The sequence below is a fragment of the Tsukamurella conjunctivitidis genome (assembly GCF_007858475.1).
In the GTDB taxonomy this organism is placed as follows: Bacteria; Actinomycetota; Actinomycetes; order Mycobacteriales; family Mycobacteriaceae; genus Tsukamurella; species Tsukamurella conjunctivitidis.
Genome location: NZ_VIGX01000001.1, coordinates 493,109 through 506,920 on the forward strand (window position 1 = coordinate 493,109; position 13,812 = coordinate 506,920).

18 protein-coding genes are annotated in these 13,812 nt (G+C 71.5%); 8 read left to right on the forward strand and 10 right to left on the reverse strand.

Annotated elements, in window-relative coordinates; translation table 11 throughout:
• The first annotated feature begins 68 nt into the window (after positions 1–68).
• Genes FK530_RS02315 through FK530_RS02335 form a run of 5 tightly spaced genes read left to right on the forward strand, consistent with a single transcriptional unit; the run spans position 69 to position 4,249 of the window.
• Positions 69–1,067 carry a substrate-binding domain-containing protein gene (locus FK530_RS02315; RefSeq protein ID WP_146485354.1) on the forward strand — a complete coding sequence of 333 codons (999 nt, stop codon included), beginning with the start codon at positions 69–71 and terminating at the stop codon, positions 1,065–1,067.
• Positions 1,068–1,070: 3 nt separating this feature from the next.
• Positions 1,071–2,024 carry an ABC transporter permease gene (locus FK530_RS02320; protein ID WP_146485355.1) on the forward strand — a complete coding sequence of 318 codons (954 nt, stop codon included), beginning with the start codon at positions 1,071–1,073 and terminating at the stop codon, positions 2,022–2,024.
• On the forward strand, positions 2,021–2,815 hold the full coding sequence (locus FK530_RS02325) for an ATP-binding cassette domain-containing protein (RefSeq protein WP_146485356.1): 795 nt from the start codon (positions 2,021–2,023) through the stop codon (positions 2,813–2,815). Before FK530_RS02320 ends, FK530_RS02325 begins: the two co-directional genes overlap by 4 nt.
• On the forward strand, positions 2,805–3,644 hold the full coding sequence (locus FK530_RS02330) for a PfkB family carbohydrate kinase (protein ID WP_146485357.1): 840 nt from the start codon (positions 2,805–2,807) through the stop codon (positions 3,642–3,644). The genes FK530_RS02325 and FK530_RS02330 overlap by 11 nt, the downstream gene beginning before the upstream one ends.
• Positions 3,644–4,249 carry a nucleoside/nucleotide kinase family protein gene (locus FK530_RS02335; RefSeq protein ID WP_146485632.1) on the forward strand — a complete coding sequence of 202 codons (606 nt, stop codon included), beginning with the start codon at positions 3,644–3,646 and terminating at the stop codon, positions 4,247–4,249. The genes FK530_RS02330 and FK530_RS02335 overlap by 1 nt, the downstream gene beginning before the upstream one ends.
• A gap of 12 nt (positions 4,250–4,261) precedes the next feature.
• Here the strand turns inward: FK530_RS02335 and FK530_RS02340 are convergent, their stop codons facing one another.
• The 10 genes from FK530_RS02340 to FK530_RS02380 all read right to left on the reverse strand — a co-directional run bounded on the left by FK530_RS02340 (position 4,262) and on the right by FK530_RS02380 (position 10,731).
• Positions 4,262–4,945 (reverse strand): alpha-ketoglutarate-dependent dioxygenase AlkB family protein, encoded by a 684-nt coding sequence (locus FK530_RS02340; protein WP_146485358.1) that lies wholly within the window; start codon positions 4,943–4,945, stop codon positions 4,262–4,264.
• Positions 4,935–5,630 carry a 2OG-Fe(II) oxygenase gene (locus FK530_RS02345; RefSeq protein ID WP_146485359.1) on the reverse strand — a complete coding sequence of 232 codons (696 nt, stop codon included), beginning with the start codon at positions 5,628–5,630 and terminating at the stop codon, positions 4,935–4,937. The genes FK530_RS02340 and FK530_RS02345 overlap by 11 nt, the downstream gene beginning before the upstream one ends.
• Complete coding sequence (locus FK530_RS02350) at positions 5,627–6,226, reverse strand: methylated-DNA--[protein]-cysteine S-methyltransferase (protein ID WP_146485360.1); 600 nt, start codon at positions 6,224–6,226, stop codon at positions 5,627–5,629. The genes FK530_RS02345 and FK530_RS02350 overlap by 4 nt, the downstream gene beginning before the upstream one ends.
• The gene (locus tag FK530_RS02355) at positions 6,223–6,702 is read right to left on the reverse strand and encodes an RNA polymerase sigma factor (RefSeq protein ID WP_146485361.1); all 480 of its coding nucleotides are present in this window, start codon (positions 6,700–6,702) and stop codon (positions 6,223–6,225) included. Before FK530_RS02355 ends, FK530_RS02350 begins: the two co-directional genes overlap by 4 nt.
• On the reverse strand, positions 6,699–7,217 hold the full coding sequence (locus FK530_RS02360) for a methylated-DNA--[protein]-cysteine S-methyltransferase (RefSeq protein ID WP_146485362.1): 519 nt from the start codon (positions 7,215–7,217) through the stop codon (positions 6,699–6,701). Before FK530_RS02360 ends, FK530_RS02355 begins: the two co-directional genes overlap by 4 nt.
• 83 nt (positions 7,218–7,300) lie before the next feature.
• Complete coding sequence (locus FK530_RS02365; RefSeq protein WP_146485363.1) at positions 7,301–8,344, reverse strand: alpha/beta fold hydrolase; 1,044 nt, start codon at positions 8,342–8,344, stop codon at positions 7,301–7,303.
• A 145-nt stretch (positions 8,345–8,489) separates the two neighbouring features.
• Positions 8,490–8,795, reverse strand: a complete 306-nt coding sequence (locus FK530_RS02370) for a DUF1416 domain-containing protein (RefSeq protein WP_068522737.1) — start codon at positions 8,793–8,795, stop codon at positions 8,490–8,492.
• 11 nt (positions 8,796–8,806) lie between these two features.
• Positions 8,807–9,634, reverse strand: coding sequence for a sulfurtransferase (locus FK530_RS02375; protein ID WP_146485364.1), 828 nt, complete (start codon positions 9,632–9,634; stop codon positions 8,807–8,809).
• 142 nt (positions 9,635–9,776) lie between these two features.
• Positions 9,777–9,860, reverse strand: coding sequence for a putative leader peptide (locus tag FK530_RS26995; RefSeq protein ID WP_369123335.1), 84 nt, complete (start codon positions 9,858–9,860; stop codon positions 9,777–9,779).
• 43 nt (positions 9,861–9,903) lie between these two features.
• Positions 9,904–10,731: an LmeA family phospholipid-binding protein gene (locus FK530_RS02380; RefSeq protein WP_146485365.1), complete on the reverse strand. Its 828-nt coding sequence runs from the start codon at positions 10,729–10,731 to the stop codon at positions 9,904–9,906.
• A gap of 109 nt (positions 10,732–10,840) precedes the next feature.
• Between FK530_RS02380 and FK530_RS02385 the strand changes: the two genes are divergently transcribed.
• The 3 genes from FK530_RS02385 to pstS all read left to right on the forward strand — a co-directional run bounded on the left by FK530_RS02385 (position 10,841) and on the right by pstS (position 13,703).
• A complete protein-coding gene (locus tag FK530_RS02385; RefSeq protein ID WP_146485366.1) occupies positions 10,841–11,575 on the forward strand; it encodes a winged helix-turn-helix domain-containing protein in 735 nt (244 codons plus the stop codon).
• The gene (gene mshD, locus FK530_RS02390) at positions 11,575–12,450 is read left to right on the forward strand and encodes a mycothiol synthase (protein ID WP_146485367.1); all 876 of its coding nucleotides are present in this window, start codon (positions 11,575–11,577) and stop codon (positions 12,448–12,450) included. Before FK530_RS02385 ends, mshD begins: the two co-directional genes overlap by 1 nt.
• A 125-nt stretch (positions 12,451–12,575) precedes the next feature.
• Positions 12,576–13,703 carry a phosphate ABC transporter substrate-binding protein PstS gene (pstS, locus tag FK530_RS02395; protein WP_166443249.1) on the forward strand — a complete coding sequence of 376 codons (1,128 nt, stop codon included), beginning with the start codon at positions 12,576–12,578 and terminating at the stop codon, positions 13,701–13,703.
• Positions 13,704–13,812 lie beyond the last annotated feature (109 nt).

Consider the following 13,812-nt stretch of genomic DNA (forward strand, 5'->3'; position numbering starts at 1 on the left):
CAACAGCGGGTATACGGTCGCACTCACGCGGAGTCGTGTGACCCACAACACAGTCGAACGGAGCCCCCATGTCGAATCGGAAGAGCCTGCGCATCGCGGCGGTGTGCTGCGCCCTCACGGTCAGCCTCACCTCGGTGGCCGCCTGCAACCGCGACGGCGGTACGTCGGGCGACATCAAGGTCGGCCTGATCACGAAGACCGATACGAACCCCTTCTTCGTCAAGATCCGCGAGGCCGCGAAGAAGCAGGCCGAGGCGAAGGGTGCGAACCTGGTCGCGCTCGCCGGCAAGTTCGACGGCGACAACGAGGGCCAGGTCGCCGCCATCGAGAACCTGGTCAGCCAGGGCGTCAAGGGCATCCTCATCACCCCGAACTCGTCCACCGGCATCCTCGCGGCGATCAAGAAGGCCCGCGACGCGGGCGTCGTCGTGATCGCGCTCGACACCGCGACGGACCCCGAGAGCGCCGTCGACGCGACCTTCGCCACCGACAATAAGGAGGCCGGCCGCCTCCAGGGCGCGTGGGTCAAGGGCGCGCTCGCGGGCAGGCCCGCCAAGCTCCTCATGCTGGACGGGACCGCCGGCAGCACCGTCTCCGAATTCCGCCACCAGGGCTTCCTCGACGGGATCGGCCTCGCCGAGAACGCGCCCGAGGTGGCGGGCAAGGAGAACACCAACGGCGACCAGACCAAGGCGCAGACCGCGATGGAGAACCTGCTCCAGCGCGTCCCGGACGCCAACGCGCTGTACACGATCAACGAGCCCGCGGCGGCCGGCGGCTACGAGGCGGCGAAGAAGGCCGGCAAGGCCGCGCAACTGGCCATCGGCTCCGTCGACGGCAGCTGCACCGGCGTCGACAACGTCAAGAAGGGCGTGATCGGCGCGACCGTCCTGCAGTTCCCCGGCAAGATGGCAGAGGAGGGCGTGGACGCCGTCGTCGCCTTCGCCAAGGACGGCACCAAGCCCACCGGCTTCCACAACACCGGCTCGCAGCTGGTGACCGACAAGCCCGTCGCCGGCGTCGAGTCCAAGGACACCGCCTGGGGCGCGCAGAACTGCTGGGGCTGACGGGTGTCGGCACTGACCTTCCAGCGGCTCCTGCGGGAGCCGCTGGCCGGCCCGCTCGCGGCGCTCGTCGTGGCCTGCGTCGTCTTCTTCATCCTCACGCCGCAATTCGCGACGGGCTACAACATCTCGCTGATCCTCCAGCAGTCCATGGTGATCGGGATCCTCGCGGTCGCGCAGTCCCTGATCATCCTCACCGCGGGCATCGACCTGTCCATCGGCGCGACGTGCGTGCTCGGCACCGTGGTCCTGGCGCGGGTCGCGGGTACCGATCCCGTCCTGGCGATGGTCGCCGCGCTCGGCGTCTGCCTTCTCATCGGCGCGGTCAACGGCGCGCTCGTGACGCTGGTGAAGCTGCCGCCGTTCATCGTCACGCTCGGCATGTTCACCATCGTCGCGGCCGCGACCCAGCTGTACGCGGGGTCGCAGACCTACCGCGTGTCGGACGGACCGCTCACCCTGCTGGGCAAGGGGTTCGACGTGGCGGGGTTCCCGCTCACGCTGGGCCTGCTCGTCCTGCTCGTGGTGTACGCGGCCGCCTGGTACGTGCTCAACCGCACCGCGACCGGGCGGCACGTCTACGCCGTGGGCGGCAACCCGGTCTCGGCATCGCTGGCGGGCATCAAGACGACCAAGACCGTGTTCGGCGTGTACCTGGTGTCCGGGCTGATCGCGGTGATCGCGGCGTGGGCCGCGCTCGGACGCATCCCCACGGCGGACCCCAATGCCTTCCAGACCGCCAACCTCGACACCATCACGGCGGTCGTCATCGGCGGCACCAGCCTGTTCGGCGGCCGCGGCTCGGTGCTGGGCACGCTGGTCGGCGCGCTCATCGTCGGCGTGCTGCGCAACGGCCTCACCCTGGTGGGGATCGACAACCTGTACCAGAACATCGCGACCGGCGTCCTCGTGATCGCCGCCGTGACGCTGGACCAGATCTCGCGCAGGAGGCTGCAATGACCACCGCCGATCGCACGCCGGTCCTGCAGGCCCGCGGCCTGGTGAAGAACTACGGGCAGGTCCGGGCCATCGCGGGGGCCGACTTCGAACTGCGCGCCGGCGAGGTGCTCGCGGTGATCGGCGACAACGGCGCCGGCAAGTCGAGTCTGATCAAGGCCCTCTCGGGCGCGCTCGTCCCGAGCGAGGGCGAGATCCTGCTCGACGGTGCGCCGGTCCACTTCCGCAGCACCCTGGACGCGCGCAACGCGGGCATCGAGACCGTCTACCAGGACCTCGCCGTGATCCCGGCCCTGGACATCGCGGCCAACGTCTACCTCGGCCGCGAGATCCGCAAGCCGGGAGTGCTCGGCTCGGTGTTCCGCCAGCTCGACCGGCGGGCGATGCGCGACGCCGCGGCGGGCCACCTCGCGGAGCTCAAGATCGGCATCACGTCGCCGACGCAGGCCGTCGAGACCCTCTCGGGCGGCCAGCGACAGGGGGTCGCGGTGGTACGCGCGGCGGCGTTCGGCAAGAGGGTCATCATCATGGACGAGCCCACCGCCGCCCTCGGGGTCCGCGAGTCCGGCCAGGTGATCGACCTCATCCGGCAGATCCGTGACCGCGGTACGCCCGTGATTCTCATCAGTCACGACATGCCCCATGTCTTCGAGGTCGCCGACCGCATCCACGTGCACCGGCTCGGCCGTCGCGCCGCCGTCGTGGACCCGGAGCAGCGCAGCATGTCCGAGGTGGTGGCGCTGATGACGGGCGCCCTGGAACCCACCGACGAGGAAGCGGCCGGTGGGCCGTAGCGGGCGTGAGGGCGTGCCGCGCGGCCTGTTCGTCGGGCTCGCCACCGTCGACGTGCTCTCCCGTGTCGACGAGTCGCCGCCGCGCAACGGGAAGGTCACCGCGGTGCGGCAGGACGTCGCCGGGGGCGGTCCGGCGCTCAACGCCGCCGCGGTCTTCGCCGCGCTCGGCGGGCGTGCAGTGCTCGCCTCGCCGGTGGGCGACGGTGCCCTCGGCCGGCTCGTGCACGAGGATCTCGCCACCTGCGGGGTGGAGGTCATCGACCTGGCGCAGCCGGGCTTCGCGCCGCCCGTCTCCGCCGTCACGGTCCACGCCCCGTCGGGCGACCGGCAGGTGGTCTCGTTCGACGGTTCCGGATACCCCGACACCGTCCCACCGATCCACGCGGAGGGCTTCGACGTGGCGCTCCTCGACGGGCACGGCCCCGCCGCCGCGCGGTCCGCGATCCGCAGTGCCGCGGCCGCGGGCGTGCCCGTGATCCTCGACGCCGGGCGCTGGCGGCCCGTCTTCGCCGAGCTCCTCCCGCTCGCGGCGCACGCCGTCTGCTCCGCGGACTTCGCGCTGCCCGACGGGGTGCCGCGGCCGCCGGTCTTCGCCGTCACCGACGGCCCACGGCCGATCCGCTACCGCGATCGCGGGGACGAGGGGACCGTCGAGGTGCCCGCCGTACCGGTGCTCGATACGCTCGGGGCCGGCGACGTGCTGCACGGCGCGTACGCCTTCGCGATCGCGCGGGGCGACGCGGTCGCCGACGCACTGCGCTTCGCGGCGGAACACGCCTCCGCGAAGTGCCGGTATCCGGGGGTGAGGGCGTGGCTGGCGACGCTGTGATGGACGAACTGCTCGGTCGCGCACGGGAACTGGTGGATCGACCCGGCCGCGCGCTGCTCGGCATCGCGGGTGCGCCCGCATCGGGCAAGTCGACGCTCGCGGAGCGGCTGGTCGAGGCCCTCGGCGCCGACGCGGTGCTGGTGCCGATGGACGGCTTCCACCTCGACGACGCCGTCCTGCGCCGGCACGGGAGCTGGGAGCGCAAGGGCGCCATCGACACCTTCGACGACGCGGGCTACGCCGAACTGCTGCACCGGCTGCGGGCGGCCGGCGGCACCGTCTACGCCCCATGCTTCGACCGCGGGCTCGAGGCGTCGATCGCCGGCGCCATCGAGGTGGGGCCGGACGTGCCGCTGGTGGTCACGGAGGGCAACTACCTCCTGGCGGACAGCGGCGCCTGGCCCCGCGCGCGGGCGGCGCTCGACGAGGTCTGGTTCCTGCGCATCGATCCCGGACTGCGGCGCGAACGGCTCATCGCGCGGCACATGCGCTTCGGCCGTGATCCCGAGGATGCCCGCGCGCGGGCCGACGGCTCGGATCAGCGCAACGCCGTCCTCATCGAGGCGACGGCGGTCCACGCCGATCGGATCATCCACGGGGACTAGGCGCCTGCGGCCTCAGCGGTCGGCGAGGCCGGTCTCGCGGAGGGTGAGGTTGATCCGGCCCGCGTCGAGTCCGCAGCCCTGCGGCGCCGTCCCGGGGTGCACCGCGGTGACGCCGTGGAAGGCCAGGCGCGACGGTCCGCCGAAGACGAGCAGATCGCCGGATTCTAGCGTGAGATCCGTGTACGGGCGGTTCCGGTTCTCGGTGTTGCCGAGCCGGAAGGTGCAGCTGTCGCCGATGGACAGCGAGACCACCGGGGCGCGGGAGACCTCGTCCTTGTCCTGGTGCATCCCCATCCGGGCGTGCTCGTCGTAGTAGTTCACGAGCGCGGTGTCGGGCGTGTACGCGTCCGCCTCCTCGGCGGGGTGCCCGGTCTCGGCGAGGGCGCGCCGCCCGACCCGGACCAGCCAGTCCGGGAAGGGCAGCACCCGAGCACCGTTCACGTCCGTCGCGGTCCGGCTGTACCGGTACGGCTGCCAGTGCCAGCCCAGGCACACCGTCCGCACCGACATCGGATGGCCGCGGACCGTGGCCGAACGGACCGGCACCGGTCCCGCCGCCCACTCCCGGAAGCGATCGGCGATCCAGGCCTGCTGGTACAACTCCAGCCACCCCCGGATCAGGGACGCGCCCGGCGCGACCTCGACCGCCGACCGGTCGGGCGGGAAGAGCATCGGGGAGTCCACGTCAGGCCGCATCGTGGAAGACGAGGGCGAGCGTGTGCCGCCGCCCCGAGCGGACGGTCGAGACCCCGTGCCGCACCGGCGCCGCGGACCAGCCCCGCGCCGAGCGGACCGGGCGGTCGCGGGTGGTGAAGACGAAGCCGTGCCCGCGCGGCAGCGTGAACGACGTGCCGCGGGACTGCGCCCGCGGCCGCTGCTCGACGAGCAGGAACTCGCCGCCGGTGTGGTCCACGCCGGGATCGTTCAGGGCGATCACCACCTGCAGCGGGAAGACCAGGTCGCCGTAGAGGTCCCGGTGCAGCGCGTTCCAATCGCCCGCGCCGTACTTCAGCAGGATCGCCGTCGACTTCCGCTGCCCGGCGTCGTGGCACATCGCGAGCCATTCGTCCAGGTCGTCGGGCCACGGCGCCTCGCGGCCCAGCCGCTCCCACCACCGTCGGGCGATGGGCAGCAGGTGCGGGTACAGGGCGTGCTTGAGCTCGTCGACGGGTTCCGGGTAGGGACGCTCGAAGTACCGGTACTCGCCGGCGCCGAACCGGTACCGCTCCATGTCGATCGTGCTGCGGAACAGCTCGTCCCGCGCGTACAGCTCGCGCAGCTCGACGGTCCGCTCATCGGAGAGCAGGCGCGGCAGCAGCGCCCCGCCGACCGCGTCCAGCTCGGCGGCCACGGCGTCCCAGTCGGCGTCGATCGCGGTCATGACGCCGACTCCAGCTGCAGCAGTGCGGCTTTCGCCTCGACGCCGCCGACGTACTGCCCGATCCCGCCGTCCGCCTTGACCACCCGGTGGCACGGCACCACCACCGGCAGGGGGTTGGTCGCGCAGGCGGTGCCGACGGCGCGCACCGCCGCGGGGTTGCCCACCAGCTCCGCCACCTGCGTGTAGCTGAGCGTGCTCCCGTAGCCGATCTCGGGCAGCCGGCTCTGCACCAGTTGCCGGAACCCGTGCGAGAGGGCGTGATCGAGCGGCAGGTCGAAGGCCGTGCGGCGGCCGGCGAAGTACTCGTCGAGTTCGCGGGCGGCGCGGTCGAGCCGCCGCGGGGCGCGCAGCACCCGGGGGCTCACCGCGGTCGCCAGTTTCTCGAGCACCGCGTCGTGGTCCTCGCGGGCGTACGCGACCCGGACGAGGCCGCGCTCGGTGGCGGCCAGCAGCAGGCCGCCGACGGGGGAGTCGACGGTGGTGTAGGCGACGTCGAGCAGGCCGTCGGCCGCGGCGTCCTCGGCGAGGCGGGCGCGGAGCCCGGCCAGGGCGTCGTCGGCGACGGTCGCGGACAGGATGTCGGTGATGTCGTTCATGCGAGGTCCTCCCTCGTGTGCGTCGTGCGCAGTCTCTTGAGTCCGTCGGCCGCCGCGCGGCGCGCGGCGTCGACGGTGCCGCCGAGGATCTCGGCGATCTCCGCGTAGGGCAGGCCCGCGGCGTAGCGGTACGCGACCGCCTGCCGCTGCTTGTCCGGCAGGGCGGCGACGGCGACCCAGAGGTCACCGTCGGGCAGGGCGCCGGGAGCGGCGGGGCTCGGGGGCTCGGGCACACTGTCGACGGGGACGGCCCGGCGCCCCGTCGCGCGGATCTGGTCGATGGCCCGACGATGCGCGATGGTCACCAGCCAGGCCTCGACGTTCGCCGACTCCGGCAACTCCGGATAGGCGCGTAGCGCGGAGAGGAAGGTCTCCGACCACGCGTCCTCCGCGTCGTGCGGGCCGAGGATCGCGCGGCAGACGCGGAGCACCGTCCCGGCGTGCTCGTCGACGACGCGCTCGAAGGGTGGTTTCACGCGGCCCCCATGCCGGGGAGCCAGGGCTCGCCGTCGGCCGCCGCCTCGATGTCGAGCAGGACGCGCTTGCGCCGCAGTCCGCCCGCGTACCCCGTGAGCGTCCCGTTCGAGCCCACCACGCGGTGGCACGGGATGAGGACGCACAGCGGGTTCGCGCCCACCGCCTGGCCGACGCCCCACGCCGAGGTGACGAAGCCGAGCCGCTCCGCGAGGGCGCCGTACGTCGTCGTGGTGCCGTACGGGAGCTCGCGCAGCGCGGCCCAGACGGCCTCCTGAACGGCGTCGCCGGCGGTGGCGAGCGGCAGGTCGAAGCCGCGGCGCTCGCCCGCGAGGTAGGCGCGGATCTGCCGCGCCGCCTCGTCGAGCAGCGGGTCCGCGGCGACCCGTTCGCCGAACGCCGCCTCGGCGGGCCGTCGGGCGTGGTGGCGGAAGTACACGCCGGTCATGGCCCCGCCCCCGGCGACGAGCGTCAGCTCGCCGAGAACGGTGTCCGCGACGATGTGCCTGGTGGTCATGTCTGTCTCCTCGTCTCGATCCTGCCCTGTAGACGCCGTGGGCGGGCGGAACGTGAGATGCGATCCCGAGGAGAGTGCGCGGGCTACCCGGTGTGGCCCGGGCGCGCGAGCAGATCCCGCAGGCCGGCATCGATGAAGGCGGTGTCGGCGGGGTTCTTGCCGCCGCCGGCGAAATGGCCCCAGACCCCGGGGATCACCCGCACCTCACCGTGCTCGATGAACTGCGAGGCCCATTGCTCGTCCTCCGGCGGGAAGTAGAGGTCCTTCTCCGCGGGCATGGCGAGGAGCGGGCACCTGATGGACCGGAGCGCGGCCTCCTGGTCACCGTCGAACCCGGGTGTGTTGCCGACGTTCCCGGCGTGCCACGTGCCGATCATCGCGATCAGGTTGTTGGGGTCGCGGCCGTCGCGGAAGAACTGCTCCCAGAAGCCGAAGAGGAAGTCGTCGAGGGAGGTGAAGCCCAGCTCGCGCCACGTCTCGAACCAGTAGAAGGCCTGCGAGAAGCCCCATCCCGAGTAGATCCGCGCGAAGGCGCGCAGGCCCTTGATCGGCGGGCGCGCGGGATCGTAGTCGCCGTCGGCCCACGCCGCGTCGGCGCGCAGGGCCTCTCGGAGCGACTCCAGGAAGACCTGGTTGTGCGGCGCGGTGCGGCTGGAACCGCAGAACGGGGCGGCGCGCTGCACCATCTCGGGGTGGCTCACCGCCCACTGGTAGGTCTGGCCCGCGCCCATCGACCAGCCGGTGACCAGCGCGATCGTCGAGATGCCCCACGTCTCGGTGAGCAGCCGATGCTGCGCCTGCACCTGGTCGTAGAAGGTGACCAGCGGGAACCGGGCGTGGTCGTAGGGGGACGCGGCGTTCGACGGCGACGTCGACAGCCCGTTGCCCAGCATGTTGGGCACCACGATGAAGTACTCGTCCGGGTCGAGCGCCTTGTCGGTGCCGATCAGCCACTCGTTGTCGGTGTGCCACCCGGAGTACCAGGTGGGGTAGACGATCACGTTCGACTTCTCGGCGTTCAGGGTGCCGTAGGTCTTGTAGGCGAGCCGGGCCCCGCGGAGGGTGTGGCCGGACTGCAGGGTGAGATCGCCGAGGTCGAAGAACTCGGCGTCGGTGGGAGCGGGCACTGCGGACTCCTCGGGTAGCGGATTCGCGACGTAGTACCGATTCGGTACTGATTGTCGACGCTACCCGTCCGTTTTCCGCAGGGCAGCGGAAAACGGAAAGGGCGCGCACCCGGATCCCCGGATGCGCGCCCTGTCCTGCGCGTGTCTACTTCGCGACGGTGATGTCCTGGTTGTAGACGCCGTTCGACTCCGGCGAGACCTGGATGTCGCCGTTGCCCACGGAGGACAGCGCGCGCAGCGTCCACGTGCCCGGCGCCGCGAAGAAGCGGTAGTCGCCGGTGCCCGAGGCCACGACCTCGGCGGTGAACTCGCCCGTGCCGTCGAGCAGGCGCACGAACGCGCCGGCGACGGGGTTACCGGCGCCGTCGAGGACCTGACCGGTCAGCACGGTCTCCTTCTCGACGTCGACACCGGCGGGCAGGACCTGTCCCTGCTTGGGAGCTCCACACATGATTGAAATCCTTACTTCTCGATCGGGGCGCCGACCAGCGAGCCGTACTCGACCCACGAACCGTCGTAGTTCTTGACGTTCTTCTTGCCCAGGATCTCCTGCAGCACGAACCACGTGTGCGAGCTGCGCTCGCCGATGCGGCAGTACGCGATGGTCTCCTTGGCGTCGTCGAAGCCCTTCTCCGCGTACAGCGCCGAGAGGTCCTCGTCCGACTTGAAGGTGCCGTCCTCGTTCGCGGTGGTCGACCACGGGATGTTGATCGCGCCGGGAACGTGGCCGCGCTGCTGCGCCTGCTCCTGCGGCAGGTGCGCAGGAGCCGCGATCTTGCCGGAGAACTCGTCGGGCGAGCGCACGTCGATGAGGTTCTTCTTGCCGATCGAGTCGATCACCTCGTCGCGGAAGGCGCGCAGCGACAGATCGACGGGCTTGGCCTGGTAGTTCGTGGCCGGGCGGGTCACCGCGTCGGTCGACAGCGGGCGGCCGTCGAGCTCCCACTTCTTACGGCCGCCGTCGAGCAGCTTCACGTCCTGGTGGCCGTACAGCTTGAAGTACCAGTAGGCGTAGGCGGCGAACCAGTTGTTGTTGCCGCCGTAGAGGACGACGGTGTCGTCGTTGCCGATGCCGCGCTCGGACAGGAGCTTGGAGAAGCCCTCCTGGTCGAGGAAATCGCGGCGGATCGGATCCTGCAGATCCTTGCGCCAGTCGAGGCGCACGGCGCCCTTGATGTGGTTGTCGTCGTAGATCGACGTGTCCTCGTCGACCTCGACGAAGACGACACCCGGCGTATCGAGATTCTGCTCAGCCCAGTCTGCGGAGACCAGGACGTCGGAGCGAGCCATGAGGATCCCTTTCGTTGATTCCATGACGGTGCGAATGAAGGCGCGAACGCTACTTCGAGGGGTGCGCGGATCGCGCTGGGTGGGCGGAAGTGGGTGTGTCGTGAGACGACGGAGGAGCACCCGGCCCGGGGGGAGATCGGGACTAGCCCAGACAGCAACAACCGGCCATACGGCACAGATCGACCGCCAGTCGGCGGGTGAGCAGCAGCTCACAGCGGTTGCGCATGGGACCGAGAATACCCAACCCGAGCGGCTGCGTCACGGGAGGGTCACGAGGCCGGTCGGGCGAGGGGCCGGTAGAAAGCGCCGGGGGTGACGGTCGCGCCGTCGGCCTCCCCGAGCAGTACGACGTCGGCGTTCTCCGCCCGCGCCCCGGTGGGGGCGATGCCGAAGGGCAGGGCCATCGCAGGCAGCACCCGCGTGAAGGCGGCCAGCACCGCCCGGTCCTCGCCCGGCTGCAGGTCGGCCTTCGCGTGGTCCTCGGGGCCGGAGTAGATGCCGGTGGCGCGAACGGAGATCGCGTCGCCCTCGGTGGCGAAGTCCGCCGCGACCGAGATCAGCACGGTGCGCTTCGGTTCCGCGGGGGTGGGCAGGGGGACGGTGCCCGTGAGCACGATGCCCTTCGACGCCTTCACGTAGCCATCGGCCGGGCTGCCCGCGCCGGGCCGCTTCGGGGCGGGCGTGTGCACCTGCAGGTCCACGATGTCCATGAACCGGCCCACGGCCTTCTGGTCGAGCCGCACCCGCGACTCCACGTGCCCCGCCGTGATCGGCGTGTCCGGTCCGAACGTGGGGACGAGGCCGCCCGGGATCCGGACGTCGGCCATCTCGGCCTCGAGGCGGGCGCTGCGCCCGTGCACCGTCGCGGGCACGGCGATCGTCAGCTTCGAGTGCTGTCCGCCGGAGGTGAGATAGGGGAAGCCGCCGATCGTCACCTCGGGGTCGTCGGACAGCCCGGCCCCGGCCCGCAGCTCGCGCGACAGGCGGTACTCGGCCGTTGCGGCGGAGCCGAGTTCGGCGACGAGCGCGACCGCGAGGAGCGCCGCCAGGGCGATCAGAACCCGCCTGATCCACGCCCGTCCCTGCCCCTGCGTCACGCTCGCACCCTCTCGTTCACTCCTACGCCGTCACGCGCGGCGTTCTGACCACCGCTATTCTGACATTCGACGTTTTCACCGAGACCGCCGCGCACTGTGGGGAGGGCATGTGGATCTGATCCTGCTCACATCCGACCGGGAGCCGGACACCGTGCTGCCGTCGCTGTCGCTGCTGCCGCACACGGTGCGGACGCTGCCCGCCGACGTCTCCTCCCTGTTGGACGTCGGTCCGGCCGAGGTCGCCCTCGTGGATGCGCGCACCGACATGGTGACCGCGCGCGGACTGTGCCGGCTGCTCGGCAGCACGGGCGGGGGACGGATGGCCGTGGTCGCGGTGCTCACCGAGGGCGGGCTCGTCGCGGCCAACGCCGACTGGGGGCTCGACGACTTCCTCCTGCCCACGATCGGACCCGCCGAGATCGACGCCCGGCTGCGCCTGGTCGTCGCGCGCCGCGACGCCGGCGGCGAGGACGAAGTGGCCGACAAGATCACGCTCGGCGAGCTCGTCATCGACGAGGGCACCTACACCGCCCGCCTGCGCGGCAAGCCGCTCGATCTCACGTACAAGGAGTTCGAGCTGCTGAAGTTCCTCGCGCAGAACGTGGGCCGCGTCTTCACCCGCGCCCAGCTGCTGCAGGAGGTGTGGGGCTACGACTTCTTCGGCGGCACCCGGACCGTCGACGTGCACGTGCGGCGCCTGCGCGCCAAGCTCGGCGCCGAGCACGAGGGCATGATCGGCACGGTCCGTAACGTGGGCTACAAGGCGGTGCGGCCCGTGCGCGGCAAGGGCGAGCGGCCCGTCGAGGACATGGAACCGACGGACGAGGATCTCGAGGAGGCCTGATGGTCGACGTGGTGCGGGGGCCGGTGGCCGATCCGGAGGCCGTGCTGGCCATCGCCGCCGCCGCCGAGGCCGCCGACGGCGTCGGCGCGCTCTCCGAGCAGTTCCGCCTCGGTGTCTCGGGCGACGGTCCGCACCTCCTCGCGCGGGACGCGGACGGCGCGCCGTCGGGGTACGCCGGGATCGTCGTGCCGCCCGCCGGCGGGCCCGGCGCGGCGGAGGTGGTCGTGGCGCCGTCCCGGCGCCGCCAGGGCCTGGGCCGCGCCCTGGTGACCGGGGCGCTCGACCTGGCGGGCGACGGAGGCAGCGTCTGGGCCCACGGCGACCTGCCGGGAGCGCGCGCGCTGGCCGCCGATCTCGGCCTGACCGCCGTGCGCACCCTGCTCAACCTGCGGCGGCCGCTGGCCGGCCTGGACCCCGCACCGTCGCCCCCGGCAGGCGTGCGCGTGCGGACCTATGCGGGCCCGGCGGACGACGCCGCGATCCTCTCCGTGAACAACGCCGCCTTCGCCTGGCATCCGGAGCAGGGCGGCTGGACCGGTGCGCAGATCGACGAGCGGACCGGCGCCGACTGGTTCGACCCGGCCGGGCTCTTCCTCGCCGTCGACGAGGCCGGCGAACTCCTCGGCTTCCACTGGACCAAGGTGGCGGACCCGGCCGCCGGGCTCGGCGAGGTGTACGTCGTCGCGGTCGCCCCCGCAGGTCAGGGGCGCGGGCTGGGGCGCCTGCTCACCGCCGTCGGGCTGGAGCACCTCGCCCGACGGGGCCTCGCGGAGGTGGAGCTGTACGTGGAGGGCGACAACACCGCGGCCCTGCGCACCTATACCGGCCTGGGTTTTGAGGAAAGCGAAAGACACGTCGCGTACGCGCTACGGTAATCCACTCGACCGGGCGAGTTTCCCCTCCGTTCACCCGGGACACCCGATTCGGACACCCGGCCTCCCTATGTTGCTGGATGACACCCGCAGTGCCGGGGTGATCAGTCCTGACTCGACCCGGAGGAATCTCGGTGAACTTCAAGCGTGGATCCGTATCGGCCCTGGCCCTGGCGGCCGCACTGTCCCTGACCCTGACCGCGTGTGGCGGCGAGGAGTCGAGCGAGGCCGCGGGTAGCTCCGCCGGCGGCGGCTCGGGAGTGCAGTGCGACGGCAAGCTGCAGCTCAAGGGCAGCGGCTCGACGGCGCAGGCGAACGCCATGACCGTCTTCAAGAACACCTTCGCCCAGGACTGCTCCGGCGCGAACGTCGATTACAGCGGCAACGGCTCGGGCCAGGGCATCACCGAGTTCACCTCGGGTCTGACCAACTTCGGCGGCTCGGACTCGCCGCTCAACGCCGATCAGGCCAAGAAGGCCGAGGAGAAGTGCGGCGCCCCCGCGCTGAACCTGCCGCTCGTCTTCGGCCCGATCGCGGTCGCCTACAAGCTGCCGGGCGACGTCTCCGTCAACCTCTCGGCCCCGACGCTGGCGAAGATCTTCAGCGGCGTCATCACCAAGTGGAACGCCCCCGAGATCGCCGCCGAGAACAAGGGCGCGACGCTGCCGGACCTGCCGATCACCGTCGTCTTCCGCTCCGACGAGTCGGGCACGACCGAGAACTTCCAGAAGTACCTCGGCTCGGCCGCGCCGGCCGAGTGGTCGGCCGATAAGAAGGGCAAGGCCTTCAAGGGCGGCACGGGCCAGGGCGCGAGCGGCAACGCCGCCGTCGCCGCGACCGTGAACAAGGCCGAGGGCACCATCACCTACGCCGAGTGGAGCTTCGCCAAGGCGCAGAAGCTGCAGGTCGCGAACATCATCACCTCGGCCGGCCCCGACGCCGTCAAGCTGTCGAACGAGTCGGTGGGCAAGACCATCGAGTCGGCGAAGTTCAAGACCCCGGGCAGCAAGGACCTCGTCATCGACACCGAGGGCTTCTACAAGCCGTCGGCCGCGGGCGCCTACCCGATCGTGCTCGCGACCTACGAGATCGTGTGCTCGAAGTACGCGGACGCCGAGGTCGGCAAGGGCCTGAAGACCTTCCTCAAGGTCGCGGCGAGCAAGCAGGCGCAGGACCAGCTCGAGGGCCAGGGCTACGCCCCGATCCCCGAGTCCTTCCGCACCACGCTCACCGAGTCGATCGACTCCATCCAGTAGAAGAGACTGCTGAAGCACCGGGCGTCGTGCGGGCGGCCAGGCACAATGGCACTCGCACGACGTCCGGCTCACGCTCAGCCGGAAGGACGACTCATCCGTGGCCGAACAA

Excerpts from the sequence above, each read along its gene's own strand:
- FK530_RS02315 (WP_146485354.1), top strand. The coding sequence starts at position 69 with ATGTCGAATCGGAAGAGCCTGCGCATCGCGGCGGTGTGCTGCGCCCTC.
- FK530_RS02325 (WP_146485356.1), top strand. The coding sequence starts at position 2,021 with ATGACCACCGCCGATCGCACGCCGGTCCTGCAGGCCCGCGGCCTGGTG.
- FK530_RS02335 (WP_146485632.1), top strand. The coding sequence starts at position 3,644 with ATGGACGAACTGCTCGGTCGCGCACGGGAACTGGTGGATCGACCCGGC.
- FK530_RS02340 (WP_146485358.1), bottom strand. The coding sequence starts at position 4,945 with ATGCGGCCTGACGTGGACTCCCCGATGCTCTTCCCGCCCGACCGGTCG.
- FK530_RS02345 (WP_146485359.1), bottom strand. The coding sequence starts at position 5,630 with ATGACCGCGATCGACGCCGACTGGGACGCCGTGGCCGCCGAGCTGGAC.
- FK530_RS02350 (WP_146485360.1), bottom strand. The coding sequence starts at position 6,226 with ATGAACGACATCACCGACATCCTGTCCGCGACCGTCGCCGACGACGCC.
- FK530_RS02360 (WP_146485362.1), bottom strand. The coding sequence starts at position 7,217 with ATGACCACCAGGCACATCGTCGCGGACACCGTTCTCGGCGAGCTGACG.
- FK530_RS02370 (WP_068522737.1), bottom strand. The coding sequence starts at position 8,795 with ATGTGTGGAGCTCCCAAGCAGGGACAGGTCCTGCCCGCCGGTGTCGAC.
- FK530_RS02375 (WP_146485364.1), bottom strand. The coding sequence starts at position 9,634 with ATGGCTCGCTCCGACGTCCTGGTCTCCGCAGACTGGGCTGAGCAGAAT.
- FK530_RS26995 (WP_369123335.1), bottom strand. The coding sequence starts at position 9,860 with ATGCGCAACCGCTGTGAGCTGCTGCTCACCCGCCGACTGGCGGTCGAT.
- mshD (WP_146485367.1), top strand. The coding sequence starts at position 11,575 with ATGGTCGACGTGGTGCGGGGGCCGGTGGCCGATCCGGAGGCCGTGCTG.